Annotated in this window: 15 protein-coding genes and 3 pseudogenes; 15 read left to right on the forward strand and 3 right to left on the reverse strand. The window is 66.6% G+C overall.

Translation table 11 applies throughout. From position 1 onward, the window contains the following. Positions 1–98 precede the first annotated feature (98 nt). A pseudogene (locus tag ABZ851_RS26355) lies at positions 99–374 on the forward strand (serine hydrolase); the annotation flags it as partial. Between the two features lie 586 nt (positions 375–960). Here the strand turns inward: ABZ851_RS26355 and ABZ851_RS26360 are convergent. Beyond that, positions 961–2,088, reverse strand: coding sequence for a hypothetical protein (locus tag ABZ851_RS26360; protein ID WP_361132167.1), 1,128 nt, complete (start codon positions 2,086–2,088; stop codon positions 961–963). A gap of 305 nt (positions 2,089–2,393) precedes the next feature. Continuing rightward, the gene (locus ABZ851_RS26365) at positions 2,394–3,818 is read right to left on the reverse strand and encodes a hypothetical protein (protein WP_361132170.1); all 1,425 of its coding nucleotides are present in this window, start codon (positions 3,816–3,818) and stop codon (positions 2,394–2,396) included. Between the two features lie 268 nt (positions 3,819–4,086). On the opposite strand from ABZ851_RS26365, the pseudogene ABZ851_RS26370 reads away from it, so the two are divergent. The 9 genes and pseudogenes from ABZ851_RS26370 to ABZ851_RS26410 form a co-directional block, all read left to right on the forward strand. Further along, positions 4,087–4,360: pseudogene (locus ABZ851_RS26370) on the forward strand (hypothetical protein); the annotation flags it as partial. A 1,329-nt stretch (positions 4,361–5,689) separates the two neighbouring features. Then, positions 5,690–6,802, forward strand: coding sequence for an EcsC family protein (locus ABZ851_RS26375; RefSeq protein ID WP_361132173.1), 1,113 nt, complete (start codon positions 5,690–5,692; stop codon positions 6,800–6,802). A 1,174-nt stretch (positions 6,803–7,976) separates the two neighbouring features. Beyond that, positions 7,977–10,472 carry a tetratricopeptide repeat protein gene (locus ABZ851_RS26380; RefSeq protein ID WP_361132176.1) on the forward strand — a complete coding sequence of 832 codons (2,496 nt, stop codon included), beginning with the start codon at positions 7,977–7,979 and terminating at the stop codon, positions 10,470–10,472. A 414-nt stretch (positions 10,473–10,886) separates the two neighbouring features. Then, a complete protein-coding gene (locus ABZ851_RS26385; RefSeq protein WP_361132179.1) occupies positions 10,887–12,953 on the forward strand; it encodes a GNAT family N-acetyltransferase in 2,067 nt (688 codons plus the stop codon). After that, positions 12,950–13,429, forward strand: coding sequence for an ASCH domain-containing protein (locus ABZ851_RS26390; protein WP_361132182.1), 480 nt, complete (start codon positions 12,950–12,952; stop codon positions 13,427–13,429). Before ABZ851_RS26385 ends, ABZ851_RS26390 begins: the two co-directional genes overlap by 4 nt. Before the next feature lie 70 nt (positions 13,430–13,499). Continuing rightward, positions 13,500–13,984 (forward strand): annotated as a pseudogene (locus ABZ851_RS26395) (transposase); the annotation flags it as partial. Between the two features lie 213 nt (positions 13,985–14,197). Further along, positions 14,198–15,193, forward strand: coding sequence for a hypothetical protein (locus ABZ851_RS26400; RefSeq protein ID WP_361132185.1), 996 nt, complete (start codon positions 14,198–14,200; stop codon positions 15,191–15,193). Between the two features lie 56 nt (positions 15,194–15,249). Beyond that, complete coding sequence (locus ABZ851_RS26405; protein ID WP_361132188.1) at positions 15,250–15,588, forward strand: hypothetical protein; 339 nt, start codon at positions 15,250–15,252, stop codon at positions 15,586–15,588. Between the two features lie 3 nt (positions 15,589–15,591). Continuing rightward, positions 15,592–15,822: a hypothetical protein gene (locus tag ABZ851_RS26410; protein ID WP_361132191.1), complete on the forward strand. Its 231-nt coding sequence runs from the start codon at positions 15,592–15,594 to the stop codon at positions 15,820–15,822. A 297-nt stretch (positions 15,823–16,119) separates the two neighbouring features. Here ABZ851_RS26410 and ABZ851_RS26415 read toward each other — a convergent pair whose 3' ends face one another. Continuing rightward, on the reverse strand, positions 16,120–17,439 hold the full coding sequence (locus ABZ851_RS26415; RefSeq protein ID WP_361132194.1) for a tetratricopeptide repeat protein: 1,320 nt from the start codon (positions 17,437–17,439) through the stop codon (positions 16,120–16,122). A 175-nt stretch (positions 17,440–17,614) separates the two neighbouring features. On the opposite strand from ABZ851_RS26415, the gene ABZ851_RS26420 reads away from it, so the two are divergent. From ABZ851_RS26420 to fabG, 5 genes are read left to right on the forward strand one after another with little or no spacing between them, the layout of a single operon-like run. Then, positions 17,615–17,944 carry a hypothetical protein gene (locus tag ABZ851_RS26420; RefSeq protein ID WP_361132197.1) on the forward strand — a complete coding sequence of 110 codons (330 nt, stop codon included), beginning with the start codon at positions 17,615–17,617 and terminating at the stop codon, positions 17,942–17,944. Then, positions 17,941–18,228 carry a hypothetical protein gene (locus ABZ851_RS26425; RefSeq protein ID WP_361132200.1) on the forward strand — a complete coding sequence of 96 codons (288 nt, stop codon included), beginning with the start codon at positions 17,941–17,943 and terminating at the stop codon, positions 18,226–18,228. The genes ABZ851_RS26420 and ABZ851_RS26425 overlap by 4 nt, the downstream gene beginning before the upstream one ends. 38 nt (positions 18,229–18,266) lie before the next feature. Continuing rightward, positions 18,267–20,135: a nucleotidyltransferase domain-containing protein gene (locus tag ABZ851_RS26430; RefSeq protein WP_361132203.1), complete on the forward strand. Its 1,869-nt coding sequence runs from the start codon at positions 18,267–18,269 to the stop codon at positions 20,133–20,135. Positions 20,136–20,137: 2 nt separating this feature from the next. After that, complete coding sequence (locus tag ABZ851_RS26435) at positions 20,138–21,250, forward strand: hypothetical protein (RefSeq protein WP_361132206.1); 1,113 nt, start codon at positions 20,138–20,140, stop codon at positions 21,248–21,250. Continuing rightward, positions 21,231–22,022: a 3-oxoacyl-ACP reductase FabG gene (gene fabG, locus ABZ851_RS26440; protein ID WP_361132209.1), complete on the forward strand. Its 792-nt coding sequence runs from the start codon at positions 21,231–21,233 to the stop codon at positions 22,020–22,022. The genes ABZ851_RS26435 and fabG overlap by 20 nt, the downstream gene beginning before the upstream one ends. Positions 22,023–22,037: the final 15 nt, after the last annotated feature.

Here is a 22,037-nt window from a genome sequence, read left to right on the forward strand (position 1 = left end):
CCGCCAACATCGCGGTAACCCTGCAGCCGGCCGACAAGGCAGCCATGAAGCACGTTGAGCACGTCGTGGACACCGCCTTGTGCCGGTGAACTGCGCCCCGCCTCCTCCCGGCGGCCCAGCTCGCCCAGATGCGCACCACCGTCCCCGCTGCCTACCTCGGCCCCGGCGCCCGCTACGGCCTGGGGCTCGTCAGCAGACCCCTGTCATGCGGCGGTGTCTACTGGGGCCACGGCGGCAGCCTCCCGGGATACGAGACCCGCGGCGGCGCCACCGACGACGGCCGCGCCGCCAACATCGCGGTAACCCTGCAGCCGGCCGACAAGGCAGCCATGAAGCACGTTGAGCACGTCGTGGACACCGCCTTGTGCCGGTGAACTGCGCCACTTCCGGCGAGAAGAAGCGCTGAACCTGCTCGCCTCGACGGCGAAGAGACGTACGCGCTCACGTACCGCCGCGGCCGGCGGGTCCCGCCGCACCCCACTGCTGACCCGCGTCACGGACGTCGACGGGGTGTGGCGGCCTTTCTCCGAAGGGGCCGTCAGATGTCCCGGAAGAGACCAGGCGGCCCTGTGACCTGCCGCGATGGGTGGCTGCGGGGCGCTGACCTGCGCTGATGGCCTTTCGGCTATTTCACGATCATGCCCGTTGATGGGGCCGGAAGTCCCAGAGAAGTCCCAGGGGTCTCCCACTGCCGACGGCCACTCATTCGGCTCTATGCAGGGTGAGGTACTGCGGTGTGGGCTGGGGTTCGTGCATTGGTGGCCCGCCCTGAATGAACGGCAGCGCGCGCTTCTGGAGCGGCTCGCCGGACACCGACGACAACTGCTGCGCAAAGGTCTGCACGGCGGTGGGTAGCTGGGGTGTTGCTGCGTTCGTGGAAATATGGTGACGGGTGCGAGGCGCCGGATGCCGGCAGCTCACCACGTATGCGGAGTCGCCGTACGGAAGCGCATCACAGCGTCAGACTCGGTGGCGGCAACGGTCTCCAAGCTCGGAGATGACGGCCTTCTCGCGTGCGTTGGCGGCACCGTCCACTGTGGCCACCCGGTCGGCCACGTCGAGAATGTCGCTCAGATCCCCTTGCTCGGCGTCGATGCGCCGCCACACCTCTGCGGGGTCGATATCGACAAGGCGAGCGAGTTCTTCGTCGACGACCTGATGTTGTTCCCGGACCAGCCGCACCAGGTGACGCATCAACAGCGTCTCATCGTCGGTAATCTTATGATTCGCCCTAATGACGAGCCACGCGACCCACAGCATCAACTGAGGGTGCTGACTCTGCTTGCTCAGATTCTCGGCGAGTTCGATCACCCGTGCCTCGTTCCGAAAGACGGCTTGCGCGTGCCGCCCCGCGAGCAGCGTCGTGTAGCGGTTCAACACCACCGCAAGGGGAACGCCGACGACGGGGATGCCGATCTTGATGACGTTGCGCTGCAGGAGAAACTTGCCGACGAAAGGGAGCCCCTTCGCGGCGGTCAGTACTGCTTTGGAGTAGAAGCGCTTGATCACCGGCCGCACTATGGCCGGGACCGCCTTGACCACGCCTCCCCGGATCACTTCCCCGCTCTTGATGGTGAAGGCCACTCGAATGAGCTTCCACATGTCATCGGGGTCGGACAGGTCGAGCGGGACCCGATAGAGGACTGCGATGTCGTACGCCAGGCGGAGCTGGAGCCGGGTGATGAATGCGACATCGACCATCAGGGTCGCGACGGCGGCCGGTACAGTCGCCGGCGAGGCACCTCCAAGGCTTCCGAGGGTGGCGGCGACGGCCGCCGTGTAGGCCCCGGCAGAGAGACCGCCTTCGAGCGCCGCGTACCGAGCCGCCATCTTGATCCGCTGATCGACGATGGCGTCCGCGGGTACGCCCGCATACCGTTCCTGGAAGTACTGCCAGTCGACCTTGTTGGTGTAGGAGTTCAGGGCATGAGCGCTGAGCTTGGTGAACCAGTTGCCCGACTTGATGTCGTCTGCGCTCAGCCCCTTGATGAACTCTCGTATCTCAGCCTGCTCCTGCTCGACAACCTTGCGGTCGGCGTGGTCGTCGCCGGTGCCGGTGCCGGCAGCGTCAATCGGAGCTTCGGTCATGGCGAGTTCCCCCAAATACTTCAGCGTCCAGCCGGATTCCCGCGTTCGGACAAGCCTGCTGACGTTCCTCACGGTGACTTCAGAACCAGCACATCTGTGGATGGATTTCCCGTGAGTTGCGCAACCCTAGCGCGTCATCATGCAGCTGGGGCCGTTCCGTTGACCTCCGTCATGATTTCCGCTATTGCGGTCAACTGTGAAGGACGGACGACCAAGACCGAGGAATTCCGCCGCAACCTGCATGAGCACGCTCATGGAGCGTCGCCCCAGCCGCTCAGACCGGCACGTTCGAAGATCACGCACGCTCACTGCTGCTGCGAGGTGGGCGGGGAGTAGGAGCTCACCTTCGGCCTCTTCTTCGCGCTGCGACTGCGGGTGCGCAGGGCCCGTTCGCGGGGCGTCTCATCGCTCGTTTCGAATCCCAGCATGACGCTGTACCCCTCGCGGGCACGCTGCAGCCCGAAGTCCCTCAACTGCTCGACGCTGGTCCCCACGGTTCCGACTCGGCCGAGCTTCACCAGCTCCGCGAACTCCGAGCCGACGAGGTAGCTGGCCGCCCTCTCATAGCTGAAAATGCGTCCACCCCTGGGTCCGAGCGTGCAGTTGTCCTCCAGGAGTACGCGGGCGTAGGAGAGGGGGATGTACATGCCGTGGGCCAGCTCGGTGCTGGAAACCGCCCCTTTCCGCCAGTGTGCGAACTTCAGGAAGCACGCGTCCGGGGAGAGGCGCCACTCGTGGGAGCGGGCGGGTTTTGAACTGAGCCGTGAAACCTGTTCCAAGCGGTCCATCTGGTCCAGGAGCTGCTTGTTCACCCGGTATTCCTTGTGCCGGGATTCCAAGCGCTTGTACTGGACGAGGACGAAGCTGTGCGTGGGGTGGTGGTAGTAGATCATGTCCGTGCCCAGTCGGCTCTCGACCGGGGTGGCATTGACGTTGACGACCTCGAGACGGCGTCCTGTGGAGTCTTCCAGCACGTGGATGTCGCATCGCACGTCGCCGCGTTGTCGCCAGTCGTCGAAATGGGGCGCTTCGCCGCCCAGCCCGGCCCGCACGTCATGGTCGATCAGGCTGTTCTCCACCGGGTCCGGAATGAGTCCCGCGAGGTACGGCTCGTCCCGGGACGCGGGGCGTCCCCAGACCGACAGCGCGGAGTGCGGGAAGTCGGTCACCCGCGTGAGGCACTGAGCCGCGTCCTTCTGCTCCTGCCACGCACAGTCCGCCGCGTCCTCGACGTTGAAGACGAGCGGGTTGAGATGGGCGAGCAGCCAGTCGACGTACCGGGCCAACTCGGGGTGACGTCTCAGGAGGGCTTCCCGCAGAGCGTGCCAGGTCGTCATGCCGCAGTGGCCCGCGCTTCCGGAGAGGGCTCGCTCCACGTGAGCCCGGTATGTCGAGGGCAGGGAAGCGAGGATTCCGTCGGGTCCGTCCAGGTGCACCGGCTTCGGACATCTGCGCATGGGCTCGATGGTGATGCTCCTGTCGACCGGTCCCACGGTGTTGAAGCGCTGGACCGCCCCCATCCAGGTGATGAAGCGGCCGTGTTCGGCGAACCCATCGCGGCCGTTGTTCGCGGAACGAGCCCGGTTGTCGCAGACCAGGAGCGCTAACCGGGTACCGGTGTCGGACGTGTCGAGCCCGGTGGGCAGTCCTTTGGTGAAGCGTTCCGCGACGAGCCAGTCGTCTTCGTTGTCGGCCATCTGGTCTGGGGTGAGGGTCACTATGTACGTCACGAGCGGACCCTACCGATGCGGCCGGCACCGTGCGCGTACAGAACACCCACTCCGTACGCTGCGTCATCGTGCGGTCACATGTGGTGGACAATGCGATTCGAGGAACTGCCAAGAAGCGGGGTTGAAGAAGAGCTGTGCTTTCGCTGTGCTCTGTCCTTCCTCCGCGACTCCCGGCACGTCACCCTCAACAAGCCATCCGAAGTCGACTTCATCATCGCTCTCGGGATCGGCCGACGGTGCCGAACGTCCGCAGCCTGTCCGGCGGGTCGCCTGCGTCACCGCCGTCACCGGCCTGCTCGCCGACCGGGCCCCGGGCCTACTCAAGAACCTGCGCGAGAACGACCCCGCTCTCGTTCCTGCTCGACGGGACCCTCGCCGTGTGCGACCGCCTCGGCGACTACTCGGCCAAGCACCGCCGACACGGCGTGAACGTCCAGTCCGTCACCTACCCGCCACCGGGCGGGGAACTCACCCCGACCCAGCGCACCGTCAACCGGGCGCCCGCCCAGGCAAGCGACCCGGTCGAGCACGCCATGGCACGGCAGAACTTCCGCAGTGATCCGCGCCTGAGGCGGCGGGCGACATGGGTACCGTCACGATGCCGCCGTCTCCACCGTCATCTTCCCGGGCGGAGCCCTTTCGCCGCCTGATGACGGCATAACGGGACCACGGTCGAACCGACGAGCCGAACGGAAACCCATCGGGGGGATTTTGATGGCTCAAAGATTCACTCTGCTCAGGACGTTGGTAACCAGGCGCCATTGGCAGGTGTTCGAAACCTTAAAGCTCCACTTCGAGCGGCACTGCCAACGAACTTTCCGATCAGGAGAAGGATCCGGCACTGGCCGGCCTGACGGTTTCGAAGCGGCAGTTCGAGCGGTGGTATGGCGGCGAGGTGAAAACCCGCCCCTAGCCGGCCCGGTGCCGGGTGCTGGAGGCGATGTTCCGCTACCCCGTCGATGTGCTGCTCGGCCCCGCTGACGGGAGCAGTGCGGGTCGTGATCACATGCGCCGCAGCCGCGGCACCTGACGGCGGTAGTCGGCTGCCGTGGGGGCAGGGCCGGGACTGATGGGGTCTGCAGGAGCCCCGGCCCAGTCGCAAAGCCCCGGAGAAGCCCCAGACATGCCGCCGCACCCCCTCCTGGCCCGTATTCACGCAGGTCAGAAAGGGTGCGGCGGCATCCGTAGTTCAGATATCCCGGAAGAGACCAGCCGGCCCTGTGACCTGCCGCGATGGGTGGCTGCGGGGCGCTGGCCTGCGCTGATGGCCTTTCGGCTGTTTCACGGTCATGCCCGTTGATGCGGCCGGAAGTCCCAGAGAAGTCCCAGGGGACTCCCACTGCGGACGGCCACTCCTTCGGCTCTATGCAGGGTGAGGGGCTGCGCTGTGGGCTGGGGTTCGTGCATCGGTGGTCCTTCTTGAACGAACGGCAGCGTGCTTGAACGGTCGCATCGCGCACGGCGTTTGGGCGTTCCCCCCTGCACCAGGACGAGAGCGCCGTATGTGGCCGTCGGGGTCCAGGAACCGTCACTGGCGCCTGGACACTGCAGGGTGAGGGCGACATGACCGGAGGTGATGTCGTGTTGGGGGCTCCAGCTGAAGAGGTGGAATGGGCGGGTGGGGTCTGGGCATGACGCGGCGTAACCCCGACGCCAAGCTCGGACAGGTGCTCGCCGGCGGCGCGTGCGGATGCGGCCTGCGCACCCCCGAAAGCGTTCCCCGCAACCTGGTGGGAGCAATTGCTAAGTAGTTGTAGATCAGTTCGCCCCTGTGCCCTGCCGGAGCAGGCGCAGGTGGTGCCGCGTGGTGCGCGTGATCCGGGTGCAGCATTACGGCACTGCGCGAAGGTCTTGGCAACTACCATCGCGGCATGGCAGACCCCTCGGACTACGAGCTCGCGGCATGGCGTGACATCCAACGGTTCAAGGGCCGCCCGCTGTCACGAGTAATGAGAAACACTGGCGAGCAAGTGGCCACCGGCGCTGCGGAACTCGGCAAGCGTGCTGCGAAGTACCTGGAGAACCACCCATGGGCCCAATCGGCGGTTTCGCGTGGACAGGAAATCGCTGTCAAAGGCGCTCACAAGGTTAGCGCCGGGGCTCGCGGAGCCGCCGACGCCCTCCCGGACTGGAGCGGCGCCGCTTTTCAGTCCATGCGGCAGACGGCGGGACGGGTCTCGCGAGCGGGACTCTCCTCCAAACGCGTGGTGGCGCTCCACAAGAAGCGCGGGCACGATGTTGCATCACTGTCCGACCTGCGCCGCCTCGGCCTCGAGCAGGTCGATGCTGTCCGTGGACGGGCAGCGAGCTGGTACTACCCCGCCGGTGCAGCGCTTGCTGGAGCGGGTGCTGGGCTTGTGATCTCCGGAGGACAGCTCGTCACCGCTGCCTCCGCCGGCGCTGCGGCAGCGCCTTCGGGAGGTGCAATCGTCGGCGCTTTTGCTGCCGATGCCGCAGTCGTCCTCGGACTCGCATCTCGCTCCGTCGGCCAGATCTCGCTGCTCTACGGCTACGACCCCGAAGAGCCTGCCGAGAAGCTCTTCGTGATGTCTGTTGTCAATGCCGGGACGGCAACGTCAGCCACCGCCAAGACCGCCGCGATGGCCGACATCTCTCGGCTCACTCAAGCACTCGTCCGCGGCAAGACGTGGGCAGTCCTCAACGAGGCAGTTGTCACCAAGGTCTCCGCGCAGTTCGCGAAGGCGTTCGGCTTTCGCCTTACCAAGAAGGGACTCGGCAAAGCCGTACCCGCATTTGGGATCCTCGTTGGAGGCAGCCTCAACTGGACCACATTGGAGGGGATCGTTGACGCCGCCGACGTGGCGTACCGACGGCGGTTCCTCCTTGAAAAGTACCCACATCTCGGTGACGAGGAGGCATCCGGATCGTTCCCTGATTCCGACACGGACGTCCCGGACGACGCCGACGAGGCGATCAGTGTGCTTGGCGAGCTCGCCGAGGCGGGCGGACCCGACCTCCGCTGAACCGACGCGGTTCACATGCCCGGAGCGGGGCCAAGAAGGCGGGCTGGCATTGCTCTGATGCCCCGGTGGAGCGCCGGTCCTGGCAACAGGCCACCCTCGCCGAGGCTTTGACATACCCACTGCCCAGCGAGGAACAGCGACCATCACCCGACCGGTGCTGCCGATGTTGCGGCAGCACGAGATGCAGCAGGCGCTTAGAAGACACCTGGTGGTTACCGGCATGAGGTGGCTCTGACCTGCAGCGATGGCTGGGATTGAAGGGCCGTGAGGCGGATTTCTGGCGTTCTCGGGAAGTGGCGGACGTTGACTGCCAGTTCATCGCGCACAAGGGGACATTCGCCTGGTGACTCAGGTCGGAGCGCGCGGCGACCTATATCGGCGAGGAGTAGGGCTTTGTGTGCGAATTGAGGTCACGACCGTGTGAGCGGCGCTACGGTCTAAGCACCGACTGCCGACGGACGAGGCGTGGGTTTCGGCGAGTACATAGAGTGCCGCACGGGTGGGAGGTCTTAATGGTGGGGAGCTCGGAATCGGGTCGCGGCGCGCTGTGGCTGGCTGTGGTGCTGGCGGGCACGGCGTCGGTCGGGTTAGTTGCAGTGGCAGTGATGGCCGATTTGGACACAGCAGCGCTCGTATCAAGTCTCATAGGCGCAGTGGTCGGCCTGGTGGGTGCGGTGGGCTCCTTCGTCGCCCTGATCCGCACCCCCAGAGGTAGCGGTCGTGTGGGACGCCAGGTCAGGGCAAGGCGAGGTGGGTTCGCTGCCGGCGGCAATTTCGCCGGCAACGCCGTCGGTGACCGGTCACAGGTGTCGGGACCGCGAACTCCTGATCGTCGGCCTACAACCCAGCGAGGCCACGATCACGTTCAGGCCGGCCCAGGTGCCGTGGTAGCTGGCGGGGACATGACCGACAATGCCTTTGGCAACGAGAGCCGCCGATGACTGAGCTGCCGTGGCGTCGCGGAAGATCATCTGCCCGCCCCAGCCCGGAAGGCGGCACCCCTGCGGCGAGTGACCGGGACGTGGACTCTCATGCGCCAGAGACGGGCACCACCGTTCCCCCGGACAGCGCGCGACACGTGAGGGTGAGCCGCGGCGGCGTAGGAGCCGGCGGTGACGTCGTGGGCAACGCGCTTGGGCCCAACAGTCGGGTTACCAACATCGGGGAACAGCACGTGCATCTGCCACCCGACCGACGGCTGGAGGTGACATGGCCGCTGGAGATTGGGGCGGTTCCGGCGTTGGCCACGGCGTTCCAGTCTCGGAGCGACCTGCGCAAGAAGGTTGAAGCGGCCCGTTCGGGCGGCGAATCCGTCGTGCTGACTCAGGTGCTTTCCGGTGGTGGCGGCGTCGGCAAGTCCCAGCTGGCTGCCGCCTACGCCACCGAAGCTGTGGCGGATGGCACGGAGCTGGTGGTCTGGGCATCGGCTGCCCACACGCATCAGGTGATCACGCAGTATGCGCAGGCAGCCGTTCGCATCGGAGTTCCGGGCGCCGACGCGGGGGACCCCGAAGTGGTTGCCCGTGCCTTTCTCTCGTGGCTGGCCACCACTCCCCGCCGATGGTTGGTGGTTCTGGACAACATCACCGACCCCACTGGCCTGGCCCCATGGTGGCCGGCCAGCCGCACCGGCACCGGTTGGGTGCTGGCCACTAGCCGCCTGCATGACGCTCGGCTGTCCGGCGGTGGCCGTACCCGCATCGCAATCGATGTCTACACACCTGAGGAGGCACACGCCTATCTGCGCGCCCGGCTGGAGGGCGACGGCATGGGTCATCTCCTGGACAACCACAGCGGAGCCCTAGCCGAAGCCTTGGGCTACCTCCCGCTCGCTTTGGGGCACGCTGCCGCCTACATGATCAACGAGGACCTCTCCAGCGCTGAGTACCTCGACCGCTTCCACCGCACCCGGTTGGAGCAGGCACTGCCAGAATCGGCTGACGCCGATGGCTATGGACGACAGATCACCGCCACCCTGCTGTTGTCCCTGGAGGCCGCGCAGCGTGCCGACCCCACCGGACTGGTCACCCCGGCCCTGACATTGGCCGCCCTCTTGGACCCGGCTGGCCACCCCCGTGGTGTGTGGGGCACCCCCACAGCCCTCCGCTACCTCACCATCTGCCGCATGCCGCCGCATGCTCCTCAGCACGAGAAGGAGCCAGCGGCCACCGCCGAGCAGGCCCATGCCGCCTTGCGCATCTTGCACCGCTACGCACTACTCACGTGTGACACGCGTGCGGAACCCCGTGCAGTGAGAATCCATGCCCTCACGGCCCGTGCTGTGCGGGAATCCACCCCGCCTGAAGTCCTTCCGGGACTTGCAGCCGCAGCTGCCGGTTCCCTGCTTGAAGCCTGGCCCGATCCCGATCAGCCTCATCCCGACCTCGCGGCTGCTATGCGCGCCAACACTGAGGCGCTCGCTGGCCATAGCGGCGACCACCTCTGGTACCCCGAAGGCCACGCAGTCCTTTACACCGCTGGCTACAGCCTCGCAAATGCAGGTCTGACGGCCTCTGCCACCGCCTACTGGCAGCAACTCGCCACTGACAGCGATCGCGTACACGGACCCCATGACCGAGGCACCCTCGTTGCCCGCATCCAGCTCGGCGCCTCACACCGTGAAGCGGGGCAGACCGATGTCGCCGTTGCCCTCCTGGAGCAGGTACTCGCCGACTGCGAACAGACGTTGGGGCCTGACAACCCCGACGCTCTCGTTGCCCGCGGCAATCTCGCTGGCGCCTACCAAAAAAGCGGGCGCGCGGACGACGCCGTTACTCTCATGGAACAGGTACTTGCTGACTGCAGGAGGAGGTTGGATCCTGACCACCCCAACAGCCTCGCGGCCCGGCACAACCTCGCTGCCGCCTACGGGTATGCCGGACGTACCGATGAGGCCCGTTCGATCGCAGAGCAACTGCTCGGTGACTGCGAACGAACGATGGGCTCCGATCACCCCAAAACCCTTGCCGCACGCGGCAACCTAGCTGTCCTCTACCGCCAGGCGGGGCACATCGACCAGGCCATAGGCGTTGAGGTGGAAGTACTTGCCGCCCGGGTGCGGACTGCGGGACCCGACCATCCCGACACCATCGTTGCCCGTAGCAATCTCGCCGCCTCCTATGAGAAAGCTGGGCGCACCACCGACGCCATTGCCTGCCTGGAACAGGCGCTCCGTGACAGCGAAAGGATCCTAAGCGCAGACCACCCCGATACCCTCAAAATTCGCCGCCGCCTTGCAGATTGCTACTACCACCATGCGGGGCGCATCGAAGCGGCCCTCACCATTGAGGAGGAGACGTTGGCTGCCCTGGAACGGAGACTGGGGCCTGACGATCACAGCGTCCTCCTTGGCCGCGCCAGCCTCGGCAGTGCCTACTGGCAGGCGGGACACGTCGATAGGGCCATCACCATCCTCAATCGGGTGCTCGCCGACAGCGAACGAGTTCGCCCTGATCACCCCGACACGCTCGCGGTGCGGGGCAACCTTGCTGCAGCCCACTGGCAGGCGGGCCACATCGACCAGGTCATTGCTCATATGGAGCGGCTACTTGCCGACAGTAGGCGAATCCATGGCGCCGACCACTCCACCACCGTCGCTGCTCTTGCTGGCCTTGCCGCTGCATACGTACAGGCAGGGCGAGCCGATGAGCTCAGCACCCTCTTGCAGTAAGAGCGCGGTTCTTCTGAAGGGATGAGTGAGTGGGGGCCATGCTAATCGGGGTGTGCCCCTTCCGTGTCTACCACGGTGGTGAATGAAGGGAGCCGTTCGGGCACCCTGAATCCGAGTCGGCTTTCAAGCAGTCTCCGGGAGCGCGTCAGAGCTTGGACCGATCCCTCGGATCAGGCCCTGGCCAGATCCGTCACGCACCTTAGCGCGCATTCCAAGTGGCGGAGACGGGCTGAGCGGCGACTGATGGTTCGTTGGCCGGATTCCGACACGTCGGCAGCGCCTGTGACAGTCACCGCAGCACCGTGCGCCCCTCGTGCCCCCTTGAGGGGCTGCCGAGAGTGAGATCAGAATTCCCTGTATGTACTGACAGGGGAGTTGTGGTCGGTCGTGACCGGCCCAACTGGAGGGGGAGCAGTGACGATCAAGTTGGTGTCCGTTTCGCCTGCGCAGGACGAGCTGATCGACAAGGCCGTAGCTCTAGGAGATCGTTACACGAAGACCCTGGGGCTTTTGACGCCTCCTGCTTACCGGAAAGCGGCAGAGGATGGCGGCCTTCTAGCCGTCGTCGAATCTGATGAGGTGATTGGCTACGCGCTGTTCGGACTCCCAAAGAGGAGTGCGCGCATCCGGCTCGCGCACTTGTGCGTGGCGGAGGAACAGCGCGGCCGGGGAATCGCCCGCCGTTTGGTGCAGGGCATCAAAGAGCAGTACCCGCAACGACTTGGGATCAAGGCCAAGTGCCGCCGGGACTACAACCTCAGCGGGATGTGGAGAAGCCTAGGTTTCGTCCCGGATGGCGAGGTTCGAGGGCGCGGCCGGGATGGCGAGATCCTGGACGGCTGGTGGTTGGACCTCGGCCATCCGGATCTGTTCACGGAGATGGAGAGCGACGCGCTCCTGCTGGTGACGGTCGACCATTGCGTTTTCGCTGATTTGCGCGGCCTTGCCGACACGGACGACGCGGAGGAGTCCCGTGCGTTGGAAGCCGGCTGGATGGCGGATCTCGTCGAGCTCGCCTACACGCCCCAGCTGGTCCATCAGATCCGGGACCTCACTGACACGGCAGAACGTCAGCACCAACGGGCGGCGCTGACTGGTATGCGCAAGCTTGCCCCCGACTCGGCGGCCGTAGACGAACGAAGCCGTGAACTGCTTCAAGCCGCTAAGCAGGCCATCCCCGCCCTGACTGTCGACGCTGAGCTTCGGCTTCACCTGCGGTATGTGGCCGAGACCTCGTGCGCCGGGCTACAAGTCCTGGCGACTCGTGAGCCGCTGCTGTCCCGCCTGGCCGACATCGCCTGGGATGTCGCCCGTGTTCGTGTTGTCTCGCCCTCCACCGTGACGCTGCACGCGGACGAGTTGCGGCAGGCCCAGGTATACCGCCCTGCCGATCTGATGGGGACGGAGTTCCGGTCCGGCGAGGTGGCACCAGGGGCGGAGGACGAGCTGGTCGCCTTCTTTCACCAGTCGGGTGGTGACGACGGATCGCCCTTCGCTGAGCGGCTTCGGTCGTTGAACGAAGGAGCGGTCGCCTGGCGTCGCGAGCTGCTCCGGGATGGTCAGGGCCGTCCAGTCGCCCTCTATGCGTGGGCGCTGGACGGACGAACTCTGGTTGTTCCCGTTCTTCGCACGGCCAGCCACGCGCTCGAAGAGACACTGGCCCGGCAACTCCTCTTCCTGATCAAACGGCTCGGCCGGGACTGCGGCGCAGAGATCATCCGCATCAGCGATCCGCATCCTTCAGAGACTGCCAAGTCCGCAGCAGGCGACGATGGGTTCTTTGAGCATGACGGCAGGCTCGTCGCCCTCCTCGTGAATGCGTGTGGGACGGCTGCGGAGGTGGAGGCTGTGGCCAGTGGCCTGGCTCGCGAGCTGACCGTGGAGACGACCGCGCTGCGGGTCGGTATGCCCGCAGAGGTGGCCGCCGTGGTGGAACGGGCGTGGTGGCCGGCTAAGGTCATCGACTCCGAACTGCCCTCCTTCTTGGTGCCCATCAAGCCGCGCTGGTCGACCGAGCTGTTCGACGTTCCCACCATGCTCATTCCGCGGAGCGACGTCTTGGGAATCAGTAGAGAGCATGTCTATTACCGCTCCTCGGGCCGCCGGGGTGAGAGCGTCCCGGCTCGCCTGCTCTGGTACGTCAGCGAGGGTCACTTCCCGGGCGAAGGCCAAATGGTGGTGGGCAGTTCGCGACTCGACGAAGTGCTCATCGACACACCCCTCACCCTCTACTCGAAATTCGAACACCTGGGTGTATATGGTCGGGCTGAGGTTCAAGATGCTGCCGATGCCTCGGGACGCGCCATGGCGCTCAGGTTCTCGGACACCGAGATCTTCCCGAAGCCGGTGACGCTGCGGCGATTGACCTCACTGGCCAGGGAGCAGGGACTACCGTGGTCGCCGAGCTCGCTGATCTCGTTGTCCAGGATCAGCAGAGAGCTGTTCCAGGCGGTCTACCAAGAGGGGCACCGAACGACGTGAACGAACCGGAACGCGCGATGCTGCTGTCCGTCCATCCGCGCTTCGCCACCGCGATCCTGGCCGGCAGCAAGACGGTGGAGGTCCGTCGCCAGCGCGTCGCCGCGCCCCCCGGAACCCTGGTTCTGCTGTACGCGACCGCGCCCACCATGGCCCTGGTGGGCACGGCGCGCATCGCAGCAGTCCACGTCGCCTCTCCCAAGGAGGTGTGGTCCGCCCATCGCACCCAGACGGGAATCTCTCGGCGTGAGTACGACACCTACATGCGCGGCGCGACCCAGGCGAGTGGCCTCACATTGGAGGCTCCTCATTCTTTCGACGAGCCAGTGACGCTCAGCGCACTGCGGGCTGCGGGGGCCTTCCACCCTCCGCAGAGCTACCGCTACATGAAGGGCGATGAGCTTCTGCAGGTAGCCGTGGCAGGGCCTGTCGTGGGAACCACCCTTCGCGAAGAGTTGGGAGACCTGGTGTCCGCCTAGGGGATTCCTTGGGATCATCTGATCGTTGGTTATGTTGTGTCGTTGACTGACGCCCAAGGGGCTCGGCAGCGAGCCGCCCGATCATGCCCTCGGATGCTCCCGCGGCGGGCTGACCACGAAGATCCACCTGGCCGTTGGCGGCCGATGGCGTTCGTCATCACGCCGGGCCAGGCCGGTGATGCACCCGCGTTCGCCCGGGTCATGCACCAGTTCGGGTTGCCAGGCGGACCGGCCGCCCCAGGATCACGCCGGAGGTGGTCCTGGCCGACGAGGCGTACTCGTCCTGGGCGACCCGGTCCTATCTGTGTTGGCGGGGGATCCGTGCCGTGATCCCGCAGCCTGCGGACCAGGCTGGCAATCGCAAGCGCCTCGGCAGTCGCGGCGGCAGGCATCCGGCCTTCGATCGTGAGGCTTACAAGCAGTGGAACACGGTCGAACGGTGCACCAACAAGCTTAAGCAGCGGCGTGGTCCGGCCACTCGCCTATCACTAGACCGCCACCACCTACCTCGCTGGACTCTACCTCGCCGCCATCTTCATCTGGTCCGCCAGATGATCAAATGAAACGGCCTATCCCTCGACCACCACATGCCCCCTCTTCTCAGAGTCCGCCCCTAACCCGCCCTCACCCAAGGCCGGAGGTGGAACACAGTCAACCGAGCCAGCAGCAAGGCAATGCCCTCGCGGGCTGCAAGTAATATCGCGTGCAATCTCCGTTGCAAGGCAGAGATGATACGAAGCAGGAGATCCGAGCCGACGGAGGACCAACATGGAGCGGCTGGAACTGATTGTTGTGCAGCTCGAAGAGGCCAAGGGTCTGATCGAGAAGGGGCGTGTGCCCTACCTGCGGCTGGCATTCATACTTCTCGACAGCGTGACCGAGTTGATCCTTCACCGGACGGTTCAAACAGCGCTCTCGGATCAGGAGATACTCACGGGCCTGCTGTCGACATACAAAGAACTGGCCGCCAAAGGGCACGCAAAAGCAGCGGAAGAGATCCCTTCGATCGAGGCCCGGATCATTCCCAAGTCGCAACTGAAGAACATCGACCGCAACTTCGACGCCAAGGTGGCGCTCTTGGTCGACCGCGGGACGCTCGATCCGGCATTCGGCCCCGTCCTGCAGAAGCTGCACAAATACCGCAACGAGATGTACCACCGCGACAAGCTGAGGCGCGAAGTCCTCAGGCCAGCCACCCTGATCTACTTCGACTCCGCATGTACTGCGCTGGACTCGTACAACCAGCAGTGCATGGCCTACGGCAGTACCCCTCTGGGGCCGGAGCTCACGCGATTCACCGGAGGCCGCATGGCGGGCTTCATGGAGCAGGGCCTGCCGCAGCGGATCGCCGCGCAGCTGCGTCGCGAAGTAGGACTCGACCTGCCCCAGGTCCGCAGCGCACTGGCCCAGTACCTCGATGCCCGGCTGGACGAAATCGGCGACGGTCTCACGTTCATCGAGGGCAACCTTGGTGTCCCGTACCTCGTGCCTGGCGACGCCCTGCGTCTCGTGCAGGCGAACCTCGCCGCGAACCCGACCCTTGAACAGGTTCGCGGGAAAAAATACCCGTACTCCAAGGCAGACATGGAGCGGTGGCGAAACGAGATCTCCGCGCTGAAGTCCATCAGTGACAAGCACGATCTTGTACGCGAGTACGCCGCCATTGAAGACGCTTTCGAACCCCTCGAGCAGCTCGTCGACAAGGCGGTGATGGATGTCGATCGAGAAGTGCAACTCCAGATCGACATCGCGCGCGGCAAGTAGCAGCCCCCCCGGAAAAGCGCGGCGAAGCCGGGATGCCGAGCGCTAACGTGACTGGCATGAGCTGGTCACTTAGCCTCTTGGCGCCCCAGGAACCGGAACTGCTCGACGCGCTTTTCCTCTCGGTAGGCCGGGCTTTGCACCTGGCGAACGCCTACGAGGGCAAATGCCAGTACGTTCTCCGCGTCGGTAACCTGATCACCGCCCACGAGGCAGATCCGGCGATGACCTTGGAAGAGGTCATCGCCTCAGCCCCCGATGACAAGCTGCTGGGGGGCACCCTGCACAGCCTGGCCGCCCATGCGATGGGCCAGACCATGGACATGAACACCCTGCACAAGGCTAGGCAGGCCCGGAATTGGATCGCCCACGAAGGCGCCTCGATCGGCGACATTTGATCCGTGCACAGCGACCGCATCCTTGAGCATGCCGTCAAGCTGCGCGCTGCGGTGACGGATCTCGCGCTCGGCGACAACATCATCTCGCAGTGGTGCCACGGTCTGACGGAGCCGCACGAGCTCCCGCCGACGGACTGGATCAACGGCTACCCCGATACCGTCGACACTTGGGTCTTCGGCCAACTTCGCCCCCTGCTGCCTGAGCAGGACCCGGGTCTTGCAAGCTCCGATTAGACCCTGCCGATTGTCAGATCCGGCGAAATCCCGCCTTGCTGGACTCCACCTCGCTGTAATCTTCATCTGGCCAGCCAGGTGATCTGGAAGAGACGGCCGAGGGCAAGGGCCGAAGCGCGGGGCCTGGCCGCAGGCGCGTTGGTAGTTGCGGAAGGGCTTGAACCCCAAGGAATGCCAGCGATCGCTGTCTCCTGTGCCTCCTGCGCCTCGTCATTCAGTTCCTTCCTCGAACTAGTTCCCAGAGGGATTTGGCTGCTCTCGTTGGGCGAGTAGATGGGGCGTCCAGGAGGCTGAGCGTCAGGCGACGAGCCGGGCCGCCCGCTCGCGCAGCTCCTGGGCTTCCGGGAAGCCGTTGTAGCGGCGCAGACGGACGCGCATGTCCTGGAGGGCGGCTTGGACCTTCACGGAGCGGATGCCGTCCGCGCAGTCGAGGAAGTCCCGCCAGGTCACCAGGGCGCCGTCGACATCGCCTTGGCGGAGCCGTACGCCGCCAAGGTCGGCCAGGACGATGGCGCGGGTGCGGCGGCGGTCGAGGCCGTGGATGTCGAGGGCGAGGTGAAGGTGCTCCTCGGCGGCGTCGAGGTCGCCGAGGCGGGAGAGGATCATGCCGGATTCGTGGGCCCATCGGCCGGGGGAATAGTGGGCTGCCCAGGAGTCGCCGCCTGCGGTGGACGGCTTGCCGATGGCGGTCTCGGCCATGGCGAGATGCCTGGTGGCCGTGCGGCGGTCGTCGTCCTGGGCTGCGGCGTTGGCGAGGGTGGCCTCGTAGTAGGCGATGGCGCGCGGGTTGTCGAGGTGGCGGCCGTAGTCCACGCAGGCTTCGCCGAGCTGGACGGCCTCGGCTCGGTAGCCCAGGTCGACGCACTGCACGGCGAGCCCTCGGAGGGCGGTGGCGGACAGTTCCGGATCGCCTGCTTCGGCGGCCAGGCGGAAGGAGTGCGCGTAGTAGCTCTGGGCGAGTCCGCGCAGTTCGGGGGTATCGCCTTCGTCCTGGGCCATCCAGCCGGCGAGGTGCACGAGCTGGGAGGTGGCGGCGAACAGCTCGCGGCCGGTTGCCTCGGTGAACCGGCCCTCCAGCCAGGGAGCGACGTCCTGGGTGAGGTAGCGGACGGCGAGGTGGCGGGCGTGGCCGCCGCCGAGTTCGGAGGCCGAGTCGCCGAGCGTCTTCACCATGTGGCGCACCGCTGCCACCTCGCCCCGGCCGACGCGCAGGCCCCCGGGGGAGGCGTTCCTGGTCCTGCGGGTGATGCTGTCCATGTCGGGCAGGTCGAGGGCGGACAGGGCGTATCCGCTGGATGCGACGATGAAGTTCCGGCGGTCCACGTCGCTCCTTCCCAGGTGTAGGACTGAGGCCACGGTATCGGTGCGGAGTGCCATCGGCATGGCCTCCGGAAGGTTGATCGCCTCCGGATCCAGCCCCAGCACCTGGGCGATATAGGGCCACCAGTGGTCCGGGGTGCGTTCGCCCTCGATCCAGCGCCGGGCGTGCTGCCGCTGCAGACGACGCGGATCGCCGCTCTCAGCCAGCCCCAGAGCGCGTGCCAACTCTGAGGGCCCCCAGCCGCGTTCCTGGCATGCCTGCTTGATCAGATCCGCGACGGCCGGGTTCCTCGGCACCCCGTCACCCTCCCCACCTGGATTACGCGGGATTACGCAGGACTACATCCTGGGCCCTGTCCCGGGACCGCGGATCGCCGTTCACTGAACATCACCCCTTGGATCTCCGAATGGCTCGAACAGGCCCTGCGCAGGGCCTGTTGGTGCCTGCCCGGACGAGTGAAAGGAACCACCGGTGACGACGACCGATCAGGACTCCCGCACCCGCAGGACCACACCCTCGACGGCGGATGATTTGGCGCAGAGCGCCACGGCCCCCGAGGCGTCCGAGCGCCCCTCCCGGCCGACGACCCCGATCGTCCAGGGTCTGGCCCTCCTAGACAAGGACCCCCGCTACGACCGGCGGACCGGGCACGCGGCCCTCTTGGTAGACGTCTGCTTCCTCGATGGAACGAAGACCACCACGAAGCTCGAACTGGACCCGGGTCGAGTCCAGTTGCTGAACATCCAACTGGAGCGGTCCATCGCTCTGCGCGAGGCGGCACGCAAGGAGGAGTCCGAGTGAGTCGGACCGTGTCGTCCGACCCGCTCGGAACTGCCCTGACCTGGGTGTGGGCGCTCGGTACGGCAGCCGGGCTCGCCATGGTCGGGGTGCTCGCCCAGGGCGAGTCTCCGGCTGTGCAGGGCTCCGTGGCGTACCCCTCGCTCAGCGCCGAGGACACCGGTCCGGACGACGCCGCTGAACAGACCGCTCTGGCCCTGACTTACGGGGCCAGCCCGTTCCCCGAGGCAGACACGACAGCACCTCGCCGGCACGCGTGCTCTGCACAACCTGTGAAGGGAAGCTGATGGTCAGCCAGCTCAATAGCGATACACAGCCACATCCCGTGTCGATCGCGTTCAGCGGCCCCGACAACACGGGGAAGACCAAGCAGATCGGAATCCTCGCCCGCCGCATGGGCGCCAGCGCCACCTCGGCGGGGCCCCTCGACCACTACGACCGGCGCTGGGCCGCCATCAAGGCCGACGGCATGAGCCGCTGGTGGTTCGAGACCGGACTGGTCCAGGAGGTCTCCGATGTCCTCGCCACCTCCTACCTGGAGCGCTCCCGCCGTCCGTTCTCGGCACCGGTGCGGCTCCTCGACCGGGGCATCCCGATGCTGGAGGCATCCGTCGCGGCCACCGTCGCCGTCCGGGAGAACCTGGCCGCTCCGCAGGCCGCTGACCGTGCCCGCTGCCTCCTGGCCCCATACGAGGCCGATCTCCAGACCGCGGAAGCCGGCGAATGCGCCCTCCTTCTCCTGCACTGCGACGACGCCGAGGAAGGCACCCGCCGGAGCCTGTCCCACGAGGCCAGCGTCACCGGCATCTACGCGGCCTATCAGCGTGCCCTCCACGAGCAGATCAACTGGCTCGCTGCGGAGGGCCGATTCGCCACGACGATGCACATCGGCGACCGGCCGACCGTCACCGTCCAGGACGAGATCCGCCGGCTCCTGGCCTCTCTGCACCCCGCCATCCCCGGCCGGGCGATGGCAGGCGTGCACGTCACCGCGCTCGGCGGCATGTCGGAGAGCGGCAAGAGTACGGCCGGCGAGTACTTACGGACGCACCACGGGTACGCCCGTCTCAAGATCGGCTACCTGATCCAGGACGCGGCCACCCGGGCGGGCATCGCTGACCCGTACCGGCTGGACCCGGTCGTGCAGGCCGAGCTGATCGTGGACGCCCTGGACCGGTACTGCGAGGCACACCACTTCCTAGACTCCGTCAGCGTCGAGTCTCTGCATGACTTCGACTCGACGGCTGAGCTCGCCAGGATGCTCGGATCCCAGCTCACCATCGCCTACCTGGAAGCCTCCGCAGCCGTCCGCGCACAGCGTGGAACCGCAGGCGCACAGGACGTCGCCGACCGCGACGTGGTCAAGAGCGCTCGGGGCGCAGACAAGATTGCCTCCATCGCCCAGGAGGTCATCGGCAACGACGGGCCGCGCCTGGAGCTGGAGCGAAGGCTGGACCGCATGGCGCTGGCCCACAAGTGGCCCGAGCAGCAGCCGAGCACCATGCCGGTCAACGCGCTGGGCCTGCCGGTACACCTGGAGTCGTATCTCAGCGAACTCCTCGACCGCCTGACCGGCCCGCGCCCGTTGATCGACCTGCTGGCCGTCACCGGCAGCGGCGCCCGCGGCAAGTACCAGCACGACTGGAGTGACCTCGACGTGTTCGTTGTCGCCGGCGTCGACTCCCTGGACGGGATGCGGCGCGTGCTGGCCGACCTGGAAGCCGAACTCGGAGGCGTCAAGCTCGGGCTGACCGTGCTCACCCGCGCGGAGTGCCGGGCAGGAGCCATCACCTCCAGGCTCCTGCACGTCCTGGCGCTCATCGGGAGCGGGGGCCTCGTCCCCCTGTGGTGCGCTGCCGGACTTGCCCTGCCTGCTCCGGACACGGATACCGACATCGACGTGAGCCTGCGCGACGGAATCCAGGCCGCCATAGAGATCCGTCGTCAGCTCCTGAGGGGTTCGCCCGACCTCCGCGACCTGTACAAGGTCACCGCACTCCTGGCGAAGATCCAACTGCGGTTCCGCGGGATCGAGTGCCCCTCTGACAACGACGCCCTGCGGGTACTCGTCGAAGCCGGGCACCAGGACACGGGCATGGTCGCAGCGGCCCGCACCGAACGGGCTGCCGCCGACGAGTTGGCCATGGTCGTCCTGCGGAGCTGGCTGGCCACTCTTCCCGGGGACATGACGTGAGCATGAGCGACCGGCCAAGGGCGTCGAGTACGGCCACCTTCTACAAGGAGGCCACCACCCGTGAGGCAGCGGAAGCCGAAGCCAGGGGCTGGACGAGGCTCGGCTCCCGTCTCCAGGTTCCGACCCTGCGGGCGCGTCCCTCGCTGCCGTACCGGCATCTGCTGGCGTACGAGGACGTCTTCGCCAGCGGGCGATGCGAGCTGCTGCTCGGCGACGTGATCGCCCTGGCCGATCGCGACCCGGCCGTACTGCCGCGCCTGGGCAGCCTCGTTGACAGCGTCTGCCATGACCTGCGGGCCGCGGCTGCTGAAACCGGGAAGGTGGCCCCACTCGCCGAGTGCGTGCCCGCCCTCTACCTCGACCGAATCCGCCCCGGCGGACGACTCGACCGCTGGTACCTGCTGCGAGACCTGCCTTTCACTCTGCCCCACACCGATGTGACCCTCACCGTCCAGGAGTTGGCCGACTACACTGTCACCGCCAATGGCCGACCGCTCACGCTGAACGTCGCCGCCGTCGTCGACAGCGCCCGCCACGCCCTCGTCCCCGATCGGCGCTGGCTGGCCGGGCTGACGCAGGGCGACCCCACCGAGCCCAACATCGCCGATCCGCTGTGCTGGCTCGACTTCGAATGCGCCGGCCGCAATACCGCCGTGGGAGAGGCCGCCAACCTCCTCTGGTACCTCATGGCCATGGGCGGCTGGCTAGTCCCTCGCTACCAGCCCGATGTCTACGCCCGCACCCTGCGCCTGGTGCTGCCGGCCCGGACCAGCCCTCGCATCGACCATCTGGAACTGCACGCCGCCGCCCGGCACATCGACATCCAGTACTCCTGGAACACCGGCCCCGGCCGCCACGCCGCCATCAAGAGAGCGCTGCACGGGCTCTGCGTCCAAGGCGGCATCGGCATGGACGAACTCCGTGCCTTCCTCGCCCTTCGCATCCTCGGAGTCATCCCGGCCGGTCGGCTGACCGGACACGACCTGCTGCTCGTCCTGATCAAGCTCGCCGAGAGCCAGGATGGCGCAACCAGCCTCGACGCCTTCTTCACCACTGCACCGGTCCCTCATCCCGACCCCAGCGAACGGAGCCGCAATGCCCCTGCCCCTGCTTGAAGTACCGCTCCAGGCCCGGCCGCTGCAAGGCCGGACCGCGCTCGTCACCGGCGGAGCGACCGGAATCGGCGCCGAGATCGGCCGCGCACTCGCCGCTGCCGGAGCCGTGGTGGCCATCAACCACCTCGGCCAGGAGCGGGAAGCGCAAGCCCTCCTCGCCGCGTTCGACCGCGGCGGAAGCCTTGGGGTCGCGATCAACGCCGACCTGACCGACCCCGACGCCGTCCATGCGATGACCGACCGGGTCCGTGCGGAGGCGGGGCCGATCGACATCCTCGTGAACAACGCCGGCGCCTACCCTCGGGTCCCCTGGAGGGACACCGACGAGGACGCCTGGAACTACTCCCTCGACGTAAACCTCACCGCCCACTACCGCGCCTGCCACGCGGTGACCCCCGGCATGGTCGAACGCCGCTGGGGCCGGATTGTGAACATCGGCAGCGTCAACGCCCGGGCGGGACGGACCAACCTCGTCGCCTACAGCACTGCAAAGGCCGGCCTCCTGGGCCTCACCCGTTCCCTCGCCCGCGAACTGGGCCGGTACGGGGTCTGCGTCAACACGGTCCTGCCCGGCGCCATCCAAGTCGAGGCCGAGACCGTGATCCCCGCCCGCCACCGGGCCAACCCGAAGGACCAGATCAACCGCCAGTGCGTTCCCCGCCGTGGACGGCCCGAAGACGTGGCGGCCCTGGTGGCGTTCCTCGTGGGACCCACCGCGTCGTTCATCACGGGACAATCCGTCCACGTTGACGGCGGCTGGCTGTTGCACTGAGACCGTCAACAAGCA

It is taken from the genome of Streptomyces sp. NPDC047049 (assembly GCF_040643995.1).
In the GTDB taxonomy this organism is placed as follows: Bacteria; Actinomycetota; Actinomycetes; order Streptomycetales; family Streptomycetaceae; genus Streptomyces; species Streptomyces mooreae.